This window comes from Streptomyces sp. NPDC053560 (genome assembly GCF_044544605.1).
In the GTDB taxonomy this organism is placed as follows: Bacteria; Actinomycetota; Actinomycetes; order Streptomycetales; family Streptomycetaceae; genus Streptomyces.
In genome coordinates this window covers 1-19,858 of the sequence record NZ_JBITXI010000008.1, presented here as the reverse complement: position 1 = coordinate 19,858, position 19,858 = coordinate 1, and the positions used below count along the sequence as shown (strand labels likewise).

Sequence of the window (19,858 nt, the reverse complement as noted above, 5' to 3'; positions counted from 1 at the left end):
GGCCGGGAGATCACACCCCGGCGTTCAGGAAACGCCCGCCGTCGATGACGAGGTTCTGACCCGTGATCCAACCCGCGTCGTCCGACAGCAGGAACGCCGCGGCCCCGCCGATGTCCTGCGGCACGCCGAGCCGCGCCATCGGGTACTGCGCCGCCGCCTCCGCCTCGCGGTCCTCGTACAGCGCGGCCGCGAACTTCGTCTTGACCACGGCGGGCGAGATCGAGTTGACCCGTACCGTGGGCGCGAACTCGTGCGCGAGCTGCTGCGTGAGGTTGATCATCGCGGCCTTGCTCATGCCGTACGCGCCGATGAAGGGCGAGGCGGAGACACCCGCGATGGACGCGATGTTGACGATCGCCCCACCGTTGTCCTTCTGCCACGCCTTCCACGTCTGCTGGGCGAAGCCGAGCGCGGAGACGACGTTGGTCTCGTACACCTTGCGCGCGACCCCGAGATCCAGCTCGGCCATCGGTCCGAACACCGGGTTGGTACCGGCGTTGTTCACGAGGTAGTCGACCCGTCCGAAGGCCTCCATGGCCCGCTCGACGGCGGCCGCCTGGTGGGCCTCGTCGTGCGCCTTGCCGGCCACGCCGATCACCCGGTCGGCGCCGAGCTTCTCGACGGCCTCCTTGAGGGCGTCCTCGTTGCGGCCGGTGATCACGGCGCGGTGGCCGCGCGCGAGCACTGCCTCGGCGACGCCGTACCCGATGCCGCGGCTGGCGCCCGTGATGAGGGCGACCTTGGCGTTGTCCTGCTCAGTCATGTTCTTTGGCTCTCCTGGCGTCGGTTGACCGTGTCCCGTCGGCTGACCTTTTGATGTACCTGCGTACGCGTCAGTCGATGTACCTGCGTACGCGTCAGTTGAGCGGGCCGCCCGCGACATACATGACCTGGCCGGAGACAAACCCGGCCTGCTCGCCCGTGAAGAAGGCGATGGCGTTGGCGATGTCCTCGGGCTTGCCGACGCGCTGGACCGGGATCTGGGTGGCGGCCGCGGCCTGGAACTCCTCGAAGCCCATGCCTACCCGCTCGGCGGTGGCCGCGGTCATGTCGGTGACGATGAAGCCGGGCGCGACGGAGTTGGCGGTGATGCCGAACTTGCCGAGCTCCTTGGCGAGCGTCTTGGTGAAGCCCTGGAGGCCGGCCTTGGCGGCCGAGTAGTTGACCTGGCCACGGTTGCCGAGCGCGGAGCTGGAGGAGAGGTTCACGATGCGGCCGAACTTGGCGTCCACCATGTGCTTCTGGCAGGCGCGGGACATCAGGAACGCACCGCGCAGGTGCACGTTCATGACGGTGTCCCAGTCGCTGTCGCTCATCTTGAACAGCAGGTTGTCGCGGAGCACACCCGCGTTGTTCACGAGTACGGTCGGCGCGCCCAGCTCGTCGGCGACGCGGGCGACAGCGGCTTCCACCTGCGCCGAGTCCGAGACGTCGCAGCCCACCGCGATGGCCTTGCCGCCGGCCGCGGTGATCTTCTCGACGGTGTCCTTGCAGGCGGCCTCGTCCAGGTCGAGTACGGCGACGGCGCGGCCCTCGGCGGCCAGGCGCACGGCGGTGGCGGCGCCGATACCGCGGGCGGCGCCCGTCACGATGGCTACGCGCTGCTCGGTGGTGGACATGCGGGGTTCTCCTCACCTCGAAAGCGGCTCACCGCTCCCGGAAGGCGGGTGAGCAACCGCTTAGTCGCTTCAGCAGAGCTGACGCTAGAAGCCAGGCCACCCGCTGTCAACGCCCCGCCGCCAGCCGTTGCGCACCTCACCTGCGACATCGGACGACAAGGGCGGGCACGGAACGTCCGTACCCGCCCCCATGGCGCAGCCCCCGTACGCTCACCGCACCTGCACTCACCGCACCAGCAGATCCAGCAACCGCTCCGCTTCCTTGGACGGATCGGCGGTGAGCCCGGTGTGCACCGGCCCGGGCTGCACGATGGTGCTGCGCGGCGCGATCAGCCACCGGAACCGGCGGCCCACGTCGTCCGCCGCCGCCTGTCCGGCCCGCTCACCACCACAGCAGACGCCCTCGACGGCACTCAGCGCGGCCCGCACCCCCTCCATATCCACCGAAGGATCCAGCGCCCGCAGCCGCGCCTCATCCAGATGCGTACGCGCCTCCACGAAGCGCCGCGCGTGGCAGTAGACGACCACCCCCGCGTTGATCATCTCGCCGCGCTCGACCCTGGGCACCACCCGCAGCAGCGCGTACTCGAAGACGTCCCGTCCGTTGTGCAGTCCGCTCACTTCACTGCCCTCCGCGGAAGCTTGCCGGCCAGCCAGCCCGGCACCTGCGAAGGCTTCTCCTCCGTACGCTCACCGACCTTGATGTTCTCGCTGATCACCGCGGCCCGCGCGGCCAGCGTCCGCACGTACGCCTGCCGCACTTCCTCGGCCGACTCGAACCCCGGCTCATCCACCAGCCACTCGTCCGGCACATCCGCCACGACCTCGGCCAGCAGCTCCTCCGTGACCAGCGGAGCAAATTCCTCGGCCGCTGCCGCCACATCCGGCCCGAAGGTGGCCAGCACATGATCCGACGCGTCATACGGCTTCACGGCCGCCTTCTCCGCACCCGGCCAGTTGTGGTGCCAGATCATCGTGGCCCCGTGGTCGATCAGCCACAGCTCCCCGTGCCACACCAGCAGATTCGGATTCCGCCACGACCGATCAACGTTATTGATCAAGGCGTCGAACCACACCACACGCCCCGCCTCGCGCGCACTCACCTCAAAAGCAAGCGGATCAAACCCCAGCGACCCCGGCAGGTAGTCCATGCCGAGGTTGAGGCCCCCGCTGGCCTTGAGCAGCTCCTGCACCTCCTGATCGGGTTCACTCAGCCCGATCACCGGATCCAGCTGCATCCGCACCAGCTCCGGCACCCGCAGCCCCAGCCGCCGCCCGAGCTGTCCGCAGACCACCTCGGCAACAAGCGTCTTCCGCCCCTGCCCGGCCCCGGTGAACTTCATGACGTACGTCCCCAAATCGTCACCCTCGACGATCCCGGGAAGAGACCCGCCTTCACGCAAGGGCGTGACATAACGAGTCGCAATGACTTCTGTAAGCATTTGCCCAGGTTATAGGGCCGTTCACGTCCGGACCCACGACGGGCCGCCGGGCCCATCCCCACCTGGCATCCCACCATGATCACGCCTGGGGAGAATCTGGGGAGTTTCAGCTGCTGCCGACCGTCCGCCCCCTCTCCAGCAACGTCCCCGCCACTGAACACAGCGTCGACGCCCCGCCCGGATTTCGGCACGAACTGGGTGGGGTAGACCGCGCCGGCTTGATGCTCACCCGCCACGGACAGGACTATCTGCCCAGTCGTACGGCGACGAGAGGGCGTCTGAGTCTCAGCAGGTGATTCCTCCCCGACCTCAGGGGCACAGGCACGGAGTACCGAAACATGCCGCCATGAGCACTACCGTCAGCGGCGGACCTCAACGGCCACCACGCCTTCGAAGTCGACACCGAACCGTGTGCGTCCGATGGGTCCGACTGCTCGCCGTGCGACAACAAGGTGCCCGACAGCCACTGACCCCGCACCCCACAGGCACTACAGTGCGTGCCCCGTCCGCCTCCCCGCGGGCGGGGCGCCGCCCTCCCGACCCATGACGCACCCCGAGGATGCACGTCGCCCGTGCAGCACCGCTACGACGACGAACGCGACAACTGGGACGCCTACGCCCGCAGCACCCGCGAAAAGGTTTTCGACGACGCCGAGCCCGTCTTCTGCTGGACCCTGTACACCGGCCACGGCCCCGGCCGGCACCTGGCCCACCTCACCAAACGGGCATCAAGACGACCGGCGTCGGCATCTCCCCCGTCGCCGTCGAGCAGACGAAGGAGGAATGGGGACCGCTGGGCGGGCAGCTCCACTGCGCCGAGGCACTCGACTTCCTGAGGTCGACCACCGAGACCTACGACGCCATCCACTCCATCTTCGGCGCGGCCTGGTTCACCGATCCCACCCGCCTCTTCCCCCTGGTGCACGAACGGCTCAACCCCGGAGGCCGGTTCGTCTTCTCCCAGCCTCCCACCATCCCCGGCGCGTACGGCCCACAGGGCATGTACAAGGGCGGATTCGCCGGCAAGGAGACCTTCCTCTACCGCTACTCCTACGCCCGGAAGGGTGGGAGAACTTCCTGACCGCAACCAGCTTCAAAGAAGTCACCGGACAGGTACTCCGGGCCCGGAAGAGGACTACATCGGCATGCTGATCGTGCAAGCGAGCCGCTGACCGACAGCGCCCTCTTGAGAGACATGCCCAGACTTGCAGGCGGCCTCGAGGGCGTTGGCGGAGACTCGTCGAGTTGTAGCAGCACCCGACGGGCAGTATCCGGAGGAGGACCTTCAATGCGCCGCAGACTGAAATGCTTTGTCACCGGGTGAAGGAACCGACGGGGCTCGGGACAGCTGAGCACGGCCGCCCATCAACCGCTGCCCCTGCCCATCAGCGTCATCACCGTGTTTGTCACTGTGCCGATGAGTGCATCGATCGCTCCCGGGCCAGCCAGCCCGGTGAGCGGGTTGGGAAAGAGTTCGTTGACCTTGCGACGAAGGCCGGGCCGTAGCAGTAGGTTGCGTGCTCGCTGCCACTTGCGCTGCTCCAGATGACAGCCACGGAGCAGCCCGTGCCCATTACGGCGACAGGTTTGGTCGGCCTTGCGGATACCAGCGCCACACGGCATGGGAGCCTGCACCAGGAACCACAGGAGACTGAGGACGAACAGTGCTGTCAGCCCAACAGGGCCTGTGTCGGCGGTCAACCACCCCGACACAGCAACGACAAAAGTGATGAGCCCCCAGTACGGCCAGAGCTTCTTCAACACCACACGGACAATGCCCGCCACCGCCAAGCCATGGTCACCCTCGCCTTCTACGACTTTGACTGCCATGACTTCGAGGACATGCTGACAGGATGGACCGGTTCTGCACGGTCGGGGCCCCAAGCCGTTCGGCGGCCTCGGGCGTGGGCGACTGCCCGGCTCACTGTCCCGAGCGTGGTGGGCGCGCTGGGCGGTGCCGCCATCCTGGCCGCCGGAGTCTCGTTCCCGAGCTCCGGCCCCTTCAAGAGCTACCGGGACTGCATCGAGCACGCGGGCCCGCAGACCCAACGCAGCGCTGCGCGGCGGACTTCAAGGACCGTACGGGCAACTGACGCGCCACCCGCACCGGCTTGAGGAAGGAGACCTCGGATCTCGGGCCGGGCGCACACCCCGGCCCGAAGCCCGGTCCCGCGCGGCACCGGGGTTCAAACCCGCAGCACCCGCGGACCCATCAGCTGATAGCGGTGGGCCTCCGAGGCCGGCAACCCCGCACCGGTGACGATCGCTTCAAACTCGGGCACGTCGGCGAACCTGCAGAAGCTCGTGGCGCCGAACTTGGTGTGCACACCGGTGAAGATCCGCCGCCGGGCCGATCTCATCGCCTGCGCCTTGACCTCACCGACCGCCGGGTCCGGGGTGGTCAGGCCGTGGGTGCGCGAGATGCCGTTGCCACCGACGTACGCCAGGTCGATGACGAAGCCGGACAACATGCCGACCGCCCAGTGGTCGACGGTGGCCATCGTGCCGCTGCGGACCCGGCCGCCCAGCAGCAGGACGTTCGCCCGGTCGTTCTTCGCGAGGGCGCTCACCACCGCGAGCGATGCCGTCACCACGGTCAGCGGGCGGTCGCGCGGCAGCGCCTCGGCGATGAGCTGCGGGGTGAAGCCCTCGTCGATGAAAACCGTCTCGGCCTCGCCGAGCAACTCCGCTGCCGCGGCGGCGATCCGGGACTTCTCCGGCACCTGCTGGGTCGCGCGGAACGCCAGGGTGGTCTCGAAGCCCGCGCTCTCCACCGGATACACACCACCGTGCGTGCGGCGCACCAGCCCGTGATTCTCCAGGACGTTCAGGTCCCGCCGGACCGTCTCCTTGGACACCTCGAACGTCTCGGCCAGCCGTACGACGTCGACCGATCCGGTACGGCGGACCAGTTCGAGCATGCCCCTGCGGCGTTCTTCGGCGTCCACGACTCTCCTCCTGCGCTTCGGGCCGGCACTTCGCCCATACGGGCAAGTGAGGTGATTCAAACAAGCTCTTGCGCCGCTGGCCACCCGATCGACCTCGGACGCCGCACGACCGCTCCGAGCGTCTCCGGACGGCTCTGCACGGATACGACTTGATGGAAACGGTCACTAAGTCCACAGCGATACCCCGGAAAACCCAAAGCTTTGTTGTTCCGTTTCCTCGTCTCACCTGAATGTTCAACACGCAACTACCGATTGGAGGTTGCACGGCGAAACGGAACCGCGGGCAGTCCGGCGTAAAAATCGCCGGTGAGCTACGCGAAACATCCGGCGGAACACGCATTGCGCGGCAGGCGACCGGCCTCGTCGGGCGCGGCCCCTTGCCGACTTGCCACAGAGGGAACATTCGGACCGCGGCACCAGGAAGCACCAAACAGTCAGGGTGGGCCGCCGAACGGTCGGCACGCTCCCGTGCGATGCCCATAGACATCGGACGCCGCGCGGCAGCACAGGTCTATTGCGTCCGCGTTAAGGGCGAATGACCAAAGGAATGGAGGGTGCAGAAACACTCGTGTCGCCGTGCACGGCCTCGGAGGAGGCGGGGCGACGGCGACACAGGCGTGGAGGGTGGCGGTCGGGTGGACGGTCGGAGTGACGTGCGGGCGATGGGCCCGCCGGGGCTACTTGATGAAGTCGTCAACCACCTTCGGCGGCCAGGCGCCGACGTTCAGCACGCCCATCGAGTAGGCGCGCGAGACGAGCGCGGCGCGGTTGGGCACCCGCAGCTTCCGTAGCAGTCCGGTGACGTGGTACTCCACGCCCTGCCGGCTGAGATACAGCCGCGAGGCGAGCGGGATGGTGGAGAGCCCGGAGGCGATGCCTTCGAGGATTCGCGCGTCGATCTCGGTCAGGATCTTCTTCCGGCCGGCCACCAGGCCCGTGTCCGCGGACTCGGCGCTGTCGGACGAATGCATCAGGACCAGGATCGCCGCCACGTCCGGCGTCTCGCCGGTCACCGCCGACGCGGTGAGGGTGCCGGCGAACGCCGAGTCCTCGGCCCCCACGGCGACCACGTGCGAGGCGAAGCGGTGCCGCTTCCCCTCGATCAGGCGGGAGAACTGGCGCATCAGCGGTTGCCGCACGCTGGGGTGCATCAGGTCGCGGAAGCTGCGGCCGCAGACGTCGCCGGAGGAGTCGCCGAAGTGGCGGTAGAACTCCTGGTTGGCCTGCTGGACGGTGAGGTTGCGGTCGAGTGATGCCATCAGGCCCGGGCGACCGGGTTCCCCGGCCGGTGCCACCTGCTCGGGTATCGCCTCGCCGCCCTTGCCGCGGGTCTTTTCAGTGAGGGAAGCCATTGCCACGAGACCGCCATCCTTTCGGATAACCCCCGTAATTCAAATTCCTTGAGAAAGAACTTCGCCAGAAATTCGATTGTATTCGACTGCGTGAAGAGTCGAATGAATTTCTATTTCCTAAAAAAGAGACTAGTAAGAGGCAGGTCCGTGCGTCAACGCGAGCACTGGCCAGGAAGCTAAACCTGTGGTCCGCACTCCACGAGGTTCGGTGCGCAAGCGAGGTACTGCGGTGGGCCAAATCCGGCACTCCGGGCAAGATCACCTGAATGGAAGCCGGACATCGAAGCCTCCACTTGAGGTTCCTCTGAGGTTCCTGTCTGTGCCCGTACGGGCATGCCGCGTCGGATCGACTCACAGATGAGGTGCGGAGCGCCGCTTCGGCGCGCGTGGACTGCCCGTTCGGGCACCTCAGTTGGGCAGCGCGGCCACGAGCTCGCGCCGACCGGAGACCCCGAGCTTTCGGTAAGAGCTCGTGAGGTGCTTTTCCACGGCACGGGAACTCACACCGAGTTCTTTCGCGATTTCCTGATTGGTGAGTCCATGACCCACCAACGACACCACGCGCCGCTCGCTCGGCGTGAGCGTGGCGGTCGGCGGCACGGTTGCGCTGTCGAGGCCGTGCTCGGCCCGCTGGGCGAGCCACGGCACACCGCACGAGGCCGCGATGTCGGCGGCCTCCCGCAATACGGCCTCGGCCTCGGCGCCGCCGCGCAGCCGCCGGCCGAGGATGACGAGCGTACGGGCGAGCTCGACCTCGTACGACGAGGTGCGCAGCGTCTCGACGGCTTCGCGCAGCAGGTCGAGGCCGTCGCCGCGCAGCAGCCAGCCCTTGAGCCGCAGGGCGCGGCCCAGGCAGGCGGGTGCGCCCCACTCGCGTGCCCAGCTCAGTTCGCCCTCGGCGAGCCGCAGTGCGGCGGCGGACTCCCCCAGCCGCTGGTGCAGGCCGATCGCGTAGGGCCGCCAGGGGAAGAGCGCGGAGTTGCGCCAGCCGGAGATCTCCAGCTGGCGGCCGCAGGCCAGGAGCGTGTCCAGGGCCCTGCGGTGCAGGCCGCTCTGCTGGTCGGCGGCGGCCTTCTGGGTGTCGGCGACGGCCTGGAGGATCTGCGCGGTGGCGGTGAGCGCGAGTCCGGCCGGGCGGCGGTCGCGGATCCGCTCCAGTATGCGTTCGCTGAGCGCCTGGTCGCGCAGCTCGAAGGAGACCGAGGCGAGGATGATGACGGCCGGTTCGAGCCAGTCGGCCGCGTCCAAGGCCAGGGCACGCTCGACGTGTTCGCGGGCCGGTGCGAGGCGCCCCTTCGCCATGAGGACGAACGCCCGCTCAGCGCAGAGCAGCGCGTCGTCCGCACCGGTCGCGTACAGGCGTCGGGTGCGCTGTTCGCTCGCCAGCCAGGAGGAGGCGCCGTGTACGGACTCGGCGGCGAACAACGTGGCCATGACGAGCGGCAGGGTGGTGTGCGCCCGGGCCGCGGTGGCCGGCTCGCGTTCCAGGACGCGGTTGCCGGTCCTGGCGATCTCCGCCGCGCTGCGCCGGCCGGTGAGGGTGACCGCGCACAGCAGGACGGAGACCAGTTCCCGTTCGGCGGAGGTGTCGAGCGACGGTTCCGGGCCGAGCTCGCGCAGCCGCTCGGACGAGGATTCCAGCTCGACGGGGTTCTCGTGGCCGTGGTGCCGCAGCCATGCCTCCAAGCGCAGCGCGAGCTCGGCGGAAGTGCCGTCGGTCGCCTCCACGGCGGCGAGCGCGGCGGCGGCGTTCCGCATCAGTTCGGCGGCGGACGGACTGGACGTGCCGAGCAGTGCCGGCGGGATACGCAAGGCGGCGGCGGCCCGGTCCTCCGGGGTGTCGAGCAGCGCGATGGCCTGAGTGATGTGGCGCTCACAGGCTTCGGGGTCGACGGCGCGCTCGGCGGTGGCCAGGTCGACGAGGACGCGGGCGCGGCTCCCGTCCTGAACGCGGTGGTGCAGCAGGGCACGGCGCAGGTACCGGGCGGCGTCAGCCGCCCGCCCGTCGCGCAGGGCGGCATCGGCTGCGGACCGCAGCACAGTCGCCGACCAGGGCCGCCCGGGATGGACAACGGCCATGAGGTGGGCCGCGACCTCCTCGGCGGGCCGGCCGCAGCGATAGAGCAGGTCGGCGGCGGCGTCGTGCGAGCGTTCCCGTTCGTCGGGCGACGAGGCGGCGTCCACTGCGTCGCGTACGACACCGTGGACGAAGCGGATGGCGCTTTCCGGGGCGAGCAGGCCGGCCTCGACGAGTGCGCGCCGGGCACCGGCGAAACCGACCTCGTCGATCCCGGCGAGCTGGGCGAGGAGCGCCGGGTCGCGGTGGTCGCCGAGCGCGGCGACGGCGGCGGCGACGTCACGCACCGGCTGGGACTGGACGCGGAGGTGGCCGGCGATGCGGTCGCGCAGTGCGGTGGGGCGCAGTTCGCGGACGGCGGCCTGGTCGTGGGGGTCGGGGAGGCCCGCCGTCCGCAGTGCGTGCCGGAACGCGGTGAGGAACAGCGGGTTGCCGCCGGACGCGTCGTGCAGGGCGCGGACGAGGGTCTCCCGCGGTGGGCGTCCGTGTGCTTCGGTGAGCAGGGCACGGGTGGCGTCGAGTGTGAGCGGCGCGAGGCGCAGCACGTGGTGGGCGGCGCCGGCCACTTCCCGTACCAAGGGGTGGCGGGTGCGGCGGTCGCCGTCGGCGAGGGTGCACACCAGGACGGCGCGCAGCCCGTGCAGCCGCCGGGTGAGGTGCGCCAGCCAGCGCAGCGACGGCGCGTCCGCCCACTGGAGGTCGTCGATCAGGACCAGCAGCCGCTGGTCACCGGCGTCGGCACGGAGCGCCTGCGCGCCGTGCAGGATCGCTTCGGAGACCGTGTCGGCGCAGTCGGCATCGCCGGGCGGGCAGTGACCGGTGAACAGCGCGTGGCCCGCACGGCCGGCCCCCGCGGTGCCTCGGGCGTACTCCTCGGCTCCCGTCCCGGACCACAGGTGGTCGAAGAGCTGGCGGACCACGCCGAAGGTGAAGTCGCGCTCCATCGGCGCGGCGTTGGCACGCAGCACCCGGGTCTCCTCGTCGACGAGCTCGGGCAGGGCGCGCAACAGCGCCGAACGGCCGCTCCCGAGGGGGCCGGTGAGCAAGGTGAGCGAGGAGTCGCCCGAGTCCGCGGCGTGCAGTGCGGCACGCACCCGGGCAAGTTCGTCCTCCCGCTCAAGAAGCATCCGCCACCGGTCCTTCCATGGAGCCGAGGAGTCTGCGCAGTTCCTTGCGGCCACCGATCTGCAGCTTGCGGTAGACGTTGCTCAGGCGGAGTTCGACGGTGCGTCTGCTGACGCTGAGCTGTTCGGCGATCTGGCGGTTGCCGTGGCCGCGGCCGGCGAGCCGCACGGTGCTCTTCTCCGCTTCGGACAGCGCCTGCCAGCCCCGTGGCACGACGGGCGCCGGCGGTGGCGTGTCCGGGGCGGCGCCGGGGGCGATGAGAGCCCGCACGGTGGCGAGGCGACTGGCCGGGTGTGCGGTGGTCATGACCGACACCTCGTCGAGGGAGCGCGCGGCCGCGGCGGTGTCCCCGCGTACGGTCTCCGCGCCGGCCTGCCGGAGCAGGGCCCACAGACAGGCCAGGCGGGCAGGCGAGCCACGCAGGATCGCGGTGGCCTCGCGGGCCCGCTCGACGGCACGCTTCGGGGTGTCGTCGAAGAGCCGCCCGGTCCGCACCCGGGCGAGACCGCGGACGCAGGGGGTGCCCCAGCGGTCGGAGAGGGCCAGCTCCTCGTCCCGCAGGCGGTACGCCTCGGTGCGGTCGCCGGTCTCCAGACAGGCCTCGGCAGCCAGTGGTCGCCAGCCCAGGAGGGCCGGGTTGAGCCACCGTCGGCGCAGCAGCCGGCGGCCGCTCTCCTGGGACAGCCGCAGGGCCTCCTGCCAGTTGCCGTCCTCGGCGGCGATCCGGGCGCGGGCGAAGAGCAGCGTCGCCCACCACACGCCGTCCTCGGCGCCCGCCGGCACCGGCGCTTCGGCGAGGCGGCGGGCCCGGGCCGGGCGACCGGTCTCCAGCGACACGCAGATCCTGGCCGCGAGGAGTCCGGGCAGGGCCATCGGGTGCCAGCTGGTCGTGGGCAGGGAGCGTTCGGCGCCGTCCAGGTCGCGTTCCGCGGCCTCCAGGCGGGCCGCGCGCAGGTGCAGGCCGGCCCGGACAGTCAGGATGCGGGCGGCGATGCCGCGCAGGTGGGCGCCGCGGGCGGTGGCGAGCATGCGGTCGAGCATCTCGCCGGCCTCGTCGTAGTCGTCGGTGCAGATCAGGGCGTTGCACGCCGCGAGCCGCGGCATCATCGGCGTGTCACTGGTCGGGTCTTTGGCGAGCGCGATCCGCGCGAGCTTCCTCGCCTTGTCCGCGTCCTCCCCGGCGGCGGCGAGCTGCCAGGCGCGGACCCCGGCCTGCGCGGGCGGTACGGGCCGGTCGGGCAGCCTGGGCACTCCGGGGACCATCGGCTCGTCGTCGTCACGGAAGGAGTCGGCCAGCCAGAACAGCGCGATGAGGTCCTCGCGGTCGGCCGGCCCGGCGTCCGCCAGGGCCTCGGCCGCGGTGCGGCGCACCCAGTCGCCGTTGCCGCGGGCGAAGCCCAGGTCGACCGCACGCACCCGCACGCCGGCGGTTGCGGACGACGTGGTGGCGGGGGCCGCACCGCGCACGAGCTCCCCCAGACGGCGGTCTCCGGCTTCGGGCCGGGCGACGGCTTCGGCGGCGGCGAGCTCCAGGGTGAGCCGGGTGCGTTCGCGGGGGTCGAGGGGCTCCTGCAGGGCGCGGGTCAGGCACGCGCAGGCGCGGTGGTGGTCCTCCCGGCGCAGTGCGGCGGCGAAGCTGCGGCGCAGGACGGGCACCACCCAGGCCGCACCGAGCTCGGGTGATCGCAGCAGGATGTGGGCGAGGTCCTCGTCGTTGACGGACGAGCGGTGGGCGAGATCGGCGGCACGGGCGTAGAGGCCGGCGCGTTCCCCGGCGGGCATGTCCTCCAGCACCCGCGCCTTGGCCACGGGGAAGCGGATGTGCACCTTGTCCCCGACGGACACCGTCAGGCCGACGCTTTCGAGCAGGACGCGGATCCTGTCCTCCGGGATCGTGCGGGAGCCGGCGAGGGTGCGTACGAGGGAGAAGTCGAGCAGGTCACCGCAGACGGCCAGGGCCCGCAGGACCGAGTTCACCTCGCCGGGCAGTCCGTCCAGGGCCCGCACGGTGTGGTCGCCGACGACGTCCGCGGTGATGGCGTGCAGCTCCGGCAGGCGGGCGGCGACGGGCGGGTGGCCCTGGGCGGTGAATTCGTGCAGGACGTCGAGCAGGATCGCCGGGTTGCCGGCGGTGGCAGAGGTGAGTGCGGCGACGAACTCCTGGTCCCCCGCGCTGCCGCAGCGGGCCCGTACGGTGGCGGCGACGCCCCGGTCGGTGAGGGCCGGCACCGCGGTGCGCTGGACGGGCACGGTGGTCTCCAGCGAGGTTTCGTCGCCGCACCAGTCGGTGCCGTGGACGGCGATGTCGCCCGCGCTGCTGCTGGCGAGCACGGCGAGCGGGGTGCGCGGCCTGAGACGGCGCAGCAGGGCCTGCATCCAGGTCAACGAGGCTTCGTCGAGCCACTGGATGTCTTCGACCACGATCAGGGTCGGTGTGGTGCGGGCGGCGGTCAGCAGCCCGTCGACCCCGGTCGTGGGGTCGGGCAGTCGGTGACCGGGCAGGGCACCGGGCACGATGTCGTCGACGGGCGTCAGGAGTTGCAGGACGACGCCGTGGCGCAGTTCGCGTTCCATGGGGGTGGCCCGGGCCCGCAGGACCCGCAAGCCTCCGGACCGTGCGCGACAGGCGGCCCAGCGCACGAGCGCGTTCTGTGTGTGGCCGGGCCGGCCGGTGAGGGTGAGGATCGAGGCGGTGCCCTGGCCGAGCCGGTCCAGGAGGCCGCCGACGATTTCCTGTTCACGGCCGCATTCGAGCAGCATCGTCGGATCGCCGTGCGCATCGGGCGGGCACTCGGGCGTGCAGGTGCTCCGGCCGGCCGGCGTCTCGTTGCTGCTGATCGTCACCGGTTCCTCTCGTGCTGTCCTTCTCAACCGCGCCTCCGGCCCTGGGACACCCAGGCCGGCGGCTGCCGGTCGGCGGTGTCCCTGATCTGGAGGATGGCGGCCAGTTCCGTGCGCCGTGCGACGCCGAGCTTGCGGTACACGCTGGTCAGGTGGGTCTCGATGGTCCTCACAGTGACGAAGAGTGTCTCCGCGATGGAACGGTTGCTCGCGCCCTTCGCGGCGAGGCCGGCGACGGTGCGTTCCATGCCGGTGAGCATGTCCAGCGGCGAGGTGGTCATCTTCCGGGCCCGGCCGCCGGCGGCGACCAGGAGCCGCCTGGCCTCGGCGCCGAGGAGCACCGCGCCGCAGCGCTGGGCGAGGTCGCCGGCCGTGCGCAGGTGCTCCCGGGCGGTGCGCTGGTCGCCGGCCCGCAGCAGGGCCCGGCCGAGGAGGCACTCGGCCTGGGCCTCCACCGCGCGCGCCGGGGAGTCGGCGAGCAGGGACACCGCTTCGGTGAGGTGCTCGATGCCCTCGCTGACGGGCGCGGCGACACCGTGGGCCATGCGGGCGAGGCCGAGTCCGCGCGCGGTGCCCCAGCGTGCGGCGAGCTCGCTGCCGTACTCAGCGGTCTCCCTGGCCTCACCGTGGCGGCCGAGAGCGGCCAGGAGGATCGCGCTGTCGGCCCACCACGGCAGGAACGCCGGGTTGCTGAAGCGCGCCTCCTCCAGGGACTTCCCGCAGGCGAGAAAGAGGTCCAGGGCGCCCTGGAGGTCACCACGGGCCCAGCGGGCGCGGGCGCGGGCGGTCAGGTACCAGTGGTACTCGATGACGAAGCGGTCGAGGTTGCCGCGCTTGATGCTGCCGAGCACCTCTTCGCCGCGCTCGGGCTCGCCGCGGTCGGTGAGCACGGTGGCGAGGGCGACGTGCGGCATGACGGCGGTGTCGCGCCAGCGTTCCGCACCGATGATCTCGATGGCGGTCTGGGCGTCGGCGAGGGCGTCCGGGAAGGCCCCGGTGCTCTGGTGCAGGAAGGCGCGCGTGGACAGCGCGAGGACGTACGTCCACACGGCCGCGTTGTCCTGCCCGTACTGCATCATGCGGTCCAGGGCGTACTGGGCGTCGTCGATCTCGTCGGCGAGCATGAGCGCGAAAGAGGAAGTGAGCAGCGACCAGGTCTCCAGTTCGACACCGGGGAAGCCCAGCGCGCGGCGGGCCTGGCCGACGGCCTGCTCGGCGTCCCGGCCGTCCATCGCGGTGAGGACGGTCGTCATGGCGAGCATCTGGCGCTGGGCCGGGGTGTCGCCGGGCGGCACGGTGAGACGGGCCGCGCGGTCCCGGACGGACCCGATGGTCTCCTTCTCGTCGGCGCCGACTATGAGCAGGACGGATTCGACGAGGGTGCGCAGCTCCCGGTCGGCGGGGCCGGGGCCCGGCTCGGCCTCCAGCTCGGCGAGGACGCCTTCGAGCATCCGCACACCGGACGGCGACTGCTGCACACTGAGGCAGGTCAAGCCGTACTGCACCGCGACCTGTGCGCGGGTGTGCAGGTCGGGGGCGAGCGGCAGGGCCTCCTTCAGCAGCCGGATGGCCTCCGGCGGGTCCATCTCGGCGAGCGCCCTGGCCATTTGGATACGGACGGAGACACTGTCCGGCTCGACCTCCAGGACGCGGTACAGGCAGCGCACCGCGGCCTCCGGAGCCCCGCGGTTCTCCGCCTGGGTGGCGGCGTCGCGCAGCACACCGGCCATCCACGTCTGGTCGAGAACGGGCAACAGCATGAGCTGGCTGGCCAGTTCCTCGGAGGGCCGGCCCGCGTCGCTGAGTAACAGCGCCGCGCTGGTGCGCCATTCGGCGAGGGTCCGCGGGGCGGCGGAGTCCAGGACGGCGGAGCGGACGACGTCGTGCACGAAGTCGGCGCGCTCGGTGGCCATGATGCCGGCGCGGCGCAGGATCTGTACGCCTTCGTCGACCATGGCCGCGGGGACGCCCGCGAGGGCGGCGACCAACTCGGTGGCCTCCTCGCCGAGTACGGCGATGGCGCGTGCCACGTCCCGTACCCAGGGCGGCCGCCGGTCCAGCAGGGCCTGGACGGAGCGGGCGAGGACGTGGCTGCCCACCTCCGCGGCCCGGCGCTCACCGTCGGCGTCCGGCTTGACGTCTTCGGCGCGCAGTTCGGCCAAGAGGCGCGCGAGGGTGAGGGGGTTGCCGCCGGACACCGCGGCGACGCGCTGCACGAAGGCCGGCGCGGCCGTGGTGCCGAAGACCTGGCGCACCAGCTCCGCGACGTCGTCGTGGCCGAGCGGAGTGAGGCTGATGGTCGTGGGCCGGCGCTGCGCCGCTATGTCGGCCAGTAAGTCCGATGCCAGCGGCTCGGCCTCGCTGCGCTGGGCCAGTACCACTAGCAGGGGCAGGTCCTCGGCGCGCCGCAGCAGGAAGTCGATCCAGCCGAGGGAGCGCGCGTCGCACCAGTGCACGTCGTCGAGGATCAGGACGAGCGGGCGCTCGGACATGAGGTCGGCCGCCAGCCAGTACAGGCCGTGCAGGACCGGGTAGGCGGCCGAAGCGGCGGCGTCACGCCCTGCCGGGGCGGCGGTGAGCGCGGGCAGCGCACGGGCCGCCGGCCCCGACAGCAGGGGTGAGTTACGCGCCTCCTCACCACTGAGCCCGAGCGACCCGAAGAGTTCGCGCACGCCGCTGTACCCGGCACCCGCGGCGGTCTCACCGCAGGAGCCGTACAGGACGGTCGCACCGCGGCAGGCGCCGCTCGCGGCGAAGGCGCGCAGCAGGCTGGTCTTGCCCATGCCGGCCGGCCCGTACAGCATCACCAGGCCCGCGTGTCCGCCGCGCGCGGCCTCTGCATGGCGGACGAGGGTGCGCAGTTCTTCATCGCGCCCCACCAGCGTGGCCGGTGCACCGGAAGGAAGGAGCCGGTTCCGCATCACGTTCTCGCCTCCCCTCAGGGCATCGGACGGGTCGGGCTTGTGCCGCCGCCTTCCCGGGGAACCCGGAACCGGAGTGCACGAAAACCCGAATATCCCAATGCATGCATGCAAGGAGCTAGAAAGTAGCACGCTCCGTTCCTGCCACATCACTTGATCATGGCTCTGTCCAGCAGGAACAGAACATCACCGAGGACACTCGAAGTTCCCTCCACGGCCGGCCGCCGGATGCCCGAGCGGCCGCCCCGTCGTACGCGGGGCCGCGTGCCGCCGTCGGACACGGACGCCGGGTGCTTCGCCGGCCGGGCCTTCCGGGCGCCCCTGGGCGCCGGCCCGACGGCTCCCGGGCCTTCCGGTTGCGGGATTGCCGGACGGCGTCCGCCCGTCCTAAGAGGTGAGGTGTTTCCTGAGGAGGGCGATGATCGCGGGAGCTTCGGCACTGAGGAAGAAATGTCCACCGGGGTAGACCTTGAGGTCGAAGGGGCCGGTGGTGTGGCCGCGCCACGCCTCGGCCTCGTCGAGCGAGGTCTTCGGGTCACTGTCGCCGGTCAGGACGGTCACCGGCGCTCCGACCGTGACGTCGGGTGCGCAGCGGTAGGTCTCGATGGCCTGATAGTCACTGCGGATCGCGGGCAGGATCATCCGCAGGATCTCCTCGTCGCCGAGGAGCGATGTGTCCGTCCCGGCCAGCAGCTTCAGCTCGTCGACGATGCCCTCGTCGGTCCGCCGGTGCACACTCTCGTCGCGTACGCGGGAGGGGGCGCGGCGCCCTGAGGCGAAGAGGTGGCTGAGTTCGCCTCCATCGGCCTCCAGCCGGTGGGCCACCTCGAAGGCGAGGGTGGCACCCATGCTGTGCCCGAAGAAGGTCGTGGGGCGGGCCTTCAGCGAGGGACGCAGCGCCTCGTAGACCTGGTCGGCCAGGGTGTTGAGGTCGGCGGGGGCCACTTCCTTGCGGCGGTCCTGGCGTCCCGGGTACTGGACCGCGAACACCTCGGTCACCGAGGAGAGCTGGGCCGACACGGGGAAGTAGAAGGGGGCCGAGCCACCCGCGTGCGGGAAGCAGAACAGTTGGGTGGGGCTGGCCGGTGCCGGGTGGAAGCACCGGGCCCACAGGCTCTCCTCTGTGGACGTCGTCATGTGAGGATCCTCCTAGGGACGGACCGAGCGGTACGTACTGCCGGACGGTCCTGACGGGACGCCGCGACGGGACGGGCCGCGACATCTCGCAACACCCTTCCGCCGACCGGGACATGCGTCTCACACCGTAAGTCACTTCGTCCGCGACGAGGCATCTGAGCGGCGGAGTTCCCGCCCCGGGGGCCGGAGAGTGGGTGAATCCCTAAATTTTCGACGGCGAACCGGCCGGTAGGGCGGCCGGACACCAGGTCCGACCGCCCTACCAGGCTTTCTCTGTTGTTCACGCCATTTCTGCCGACTGGGTCAGTTCAGTCCGAGTTCGTCGTCCAGCAGGGCGAAGATGTCGTCGTCGGACGCGTCCTCGATGTCCACCCGAGCGGCATCGCCGTCCTTCTCCGCCTGCCGCAGCTCGGCCCACTTCGTCCGCAGCACCTCGATCCGGCCGGCCACCCGCTGGTGCTCCCCCGCGTCCTCGGCGGTGAGGCCGGCGATGGCCTCTTCCAGCCTGTCGAGCGCCGCGAGCACGGAGCCCGCGCCGGTCACCTCCTCCGTGACGAGCTGGGACCGCAGGTACCGGACGGCATCGGCCGGCGTCGGGTGGTCGAAGAGCAGGGTGGCCGGCAACCGCAGCCCGGTGGCCGCGTTGAGCCGGTTCCTGAACTCCACCGCCGTCAACGAGTCGAAGCCCAGCTCCTGGAACTGCCGGTCGGCACCGAGCGCCGCCCCGTCGGCGTACCCGAGCACCGCAGCGGCCTGGCCCCGCACCAACTCCAGCAGGACCTCCGCCTGCTGCGCCGCGCCGAGTCCGGCGAGCCGCTGGGAGAGCGTGCCGGCGGACGGTGCCGCGCCGCCGGCCGCTGCCCGCCGGGCCGGCGTCCGGATCAGGCCGCGCAGCAGCGCCGGCACCTCGCCCAGCGCCCGCAGCGCGGCCAGGTCCAGCCGCACCGGGACCGCCAGGGCCCGGCTCCCGGCCGTGACCGCGTCATACAGCGCGAGGCCCTGCTCGACGGAGAGCGGCGGCATCCCGGAGCGGGCGAGGCGCTCGGCCTCCGCGTCCGTCAGCGTGCCCGTCATACCGCCGGACTGCTCCCACGGGCCCCAGGCGAGGGACACACCCGGCAGGCCCTCGGCCCTGCGCTGTGCCACCAGGGCGTCGAGGAACGCGTTGGCCGCCGCGTAGTTCGCCTGGCCCGCGCCGCCGAAGACACCGGCGGCGGACGAGAACACGACGAACGCGTCCAGGTCCAGTCCGCGCGTCGCCTCGTGCAGGTACCACGCGCCGTCCGCCTTCGGCAGCAGCACCGCGTCCAGGCGCTTCGGCGTCAGCGAACCGATGACACCGTCGTCCAGGACGCCGGCGGTGTGCACGACCGCGGTCAGCGGGCGGTCCTCCGGCACGCTCGCCACGAGCTCCGCCACGGCATCCGCGTCGGCGACGTCGCAGGCCCGCACCGATACTTCGGCACCGAGCGCTTCGAGGTCGGCGACGAGCGCCGCGGCGCCGTCGGCCGCGAGCCCCCGGCGGCTGGCGAGCACCAGGCTCCGTACGCCCCGCTCGGCCACCAGGTGCCGGGCGAGTATGCCGCCGAGGCCGCCGGTGCCGCCGGTGACGAGCACGGTGCCGGACGCGGTGCCGGGCACGGTGTCATGTGCCTGGTCCGTGCTCGTGGACGCCGCCGCGGCGACCCGGGTCAGGCGCGCGGCCCGCACCTCCTCACCGCGCAGCACCAGTTGTGGCTCCTCGGCCACCGCGGCCAGGGCCGCGCCGAGCCCCGCCGGGGACACGGCCCCGGCCGGATCGAGGTCGAGGAGGCCGAAGACGCCCGGGTTCTCGGACTGTGCCGAGCGGACGAGTCCGTGCACCGCCGCGCCCGCGAGGTCCGCGGTGGTGCCGGCGTCGTCGGCGGGAACCGCACCGCGCGTGACGAACACCAGCCGCGCCGCCGTGAACGCGTCCTCCGCGAGCCACTGCTGGACCCGTTCCAGCACGTAGGCGGTGGTCTCCCGGACGGCGGCCGGCACGTCGGCCGGATCGCCGTCGGTGGGCGCACCGCCGACCGGTACGAGGACGACGTCCGGTACCGGCGCCGCCTCGGCACCTGCGAGTGCGGAGAGATCGGCGTGGGCACCGACGGCCGGGACGGCGTCCATGAGCGCGTCGGCGATGCCGAACCTGTCGGCGCCGACGACGGCTACGGACGTGGGCGCTCCCGCGTTCACGGCCGTGGCCGGGACCCAGTCCACGCCGAACAGGGCGTCCTGGTGCGTTCCGCCGGCAGCGGACCGCAGCTGGTCACCGGCGACGGTGCGGGTGAGGAGCGAGTCCACGGCGACGACCGGCGCACCGGCCGGATCCACCGCCCGCACGGACAACGCGTCCCTGCCCGCAGACGCCA

Annotated in this window: 12 protein-coding genes and 1 pseudogene; 1 reads left to right on the top strand and 12 read right to left on the bottom strand. The window is 71.4% G+C overall.

Annotation, left to right across the window (positions count from 1 at the left end):
• Positions 1-10: 10 nt before the first annotated feature.
• The 4 genes from ACIGQF_RS19855 to ACIGQF_RS19840 form a co-directional block, all read right to left on the bottom strand.
• Positions 11-763: an SDR family oxidoreductase gene (locus ACIGQF_RS19855; protein WP_399711712.1), complete on the bottom strand. Its 753-nt coding sequence runs from the start codon at positions 761-763 to the stop codon at positions 11-13.
• Between the two features lie 94 nt (positions 764-857).
• Positions 858-1,619 carry a 3-oxoacyl-ACP reductase FabG gene (fabG, locus tag ACIGQF_RS19850; protein WP_223736559.1) on the bottom strand — a complete coding sequence of 254 codons (762 nt, stop codon included), beginning with the start codon at positions 1,617-1,619 and terminating at the stop codon, positions 858-860.
• A 225-nt stretch (positions 1,620-1,844) separates the two neighbouring features.
• Entirely contained in the window at positions 1,845-2,240 is a 396-nt protein-coding gene (locus tag ACIGQF_RS19845; protein WP_399711710.1) for a DUF3037 domain-containing protein, read from the bottom strand.
• The gene (locus tag ACIGQF_RS19840) at positions 2,237-3,061 is read right to left on the bottom strand and encodes a HipA family kinase (protein WP_399711708.1); all 825 of its coding nucleotides are present in this window, start codon (positions 3,059-3,061) and stop codon (positions 2,237-2,239) included. Before ACIGQF_RS19840 ends, ACIGQF_RS19845 begins: the two co-directional genes overlap by 4 nt.
• 572 nt (positions 3,062-3,633) lie before the next feature.
• Between ACIGQF_RS19840 and ACIGQF_RS19835 the strand changes: the two are divergent.
• Positions 3,634-4,233, top strand: a pseudogene (locus tag ACIGQF_RS19835) (class I SAM-dependent methyltransferase).
• 193 nt (positions 4,234-4,426) lie between these two features.
• Here ACIGQF_RS19835 and ACIGQF_RS19830 read toward each other — a convergent pair.
• From ACIGQF_RS19830 to ACIGQF_RS19795, 8 genes are all read right to left on the bottom strand, one after another.
• A complete protein-coding gene (locus ACIGQF_RS19830) occupies positions 4,427-4,891 on the bottom strand; it encodes a hypothetical protein (RefSeq protein ID WP_399711706.1) in 465 nt (154 codons plus the stop codon).
• A gap of 356 nt (positions 4,892-5,247) precedes the next feature.
• Positions 5,248-6,009: a DeoR/GlpR family DNA-binding transcription regulator gene (locus ACIGQF_RS19825; RefSeq protein ID WP_399711704.1), complete on the bottom strand. Its 762-nt coding sequence runs from the start codon at positions 6,007-6,009 to the stop codon at positions 5,248-5,250.
• Between the two features lie 677 nt (positions 6,010-6,686).
• The gene (locus tag ACIGQF_RS19820) at positions 6,687-7,268 is read right to left on the bottom strand and encodes a LuxR C-terminal-related transcriptional regulator (RefSeq protein WP_399712592.1); all 582 of its coding nucleotides are present in this window, start codon (positions 7,266-7,268) and stop codon (positions 6,687-6,689) included.
• Between the two features lie 501 nt (positions 7,269-7,769).
• Positions 7,770-10,565, bottom strand: a complete 2,796-nt coding sequence (locus ACIGQF_RS19815) for an ATP-binding protein (protein ID WP_399711702.1) — start codon at positions 10,563-10,565, stop codon at positions 7,770-7,772.
• Positions 10,555-13,407, bottom strand: a complete 2,853-nt coding sequence (locus tag ACIGQF_RS19810) for a LuxR C-terminal-related transcriptional regulator (protein WP_399711700.1) — start codon at positions 13,405-13,407, stop codon at positions 10,555-10,557. Before ACIGQF_RS19810 ends, ACIGQF_RS19815 begins: the two co-directional genes overlap by 11 nt.
• Positions 13,408-13,430: 23 nt before the next feature.
• Positions 13,431-16,325, bottom strand: coding sequence for an AAA family ATPase (locus tag ACIGQF_RS19805; protein ID WP_399711698.1), 2,895 nt, complete (start codon positions 16,323-16,325; stop codon positions 13,431-13,433).
• Between the two features lie 387 nt (positions 16,326-16,712).
• Positions 16,713-17,462: a thioesterase II family protein gene (locus ACIGQF_RS19800; protein WP_399711696.1), complete on the bottom strand. Its 750-nt coding sequence runs from the start codon at positions 17,460-17,462 to the stop codon at positions 16,713-16,715.
• Between the two features lie 303 nt (positions 17,463-17,765).
• Positions 17,766-19,858, bottom strand: a 2,093-nt coding sequence (locus ACIGQF_RS19795; protein WP_399711694.1) for a type I polyketide synthase, incomplete at its 5' end; no start/stop codon positions are given.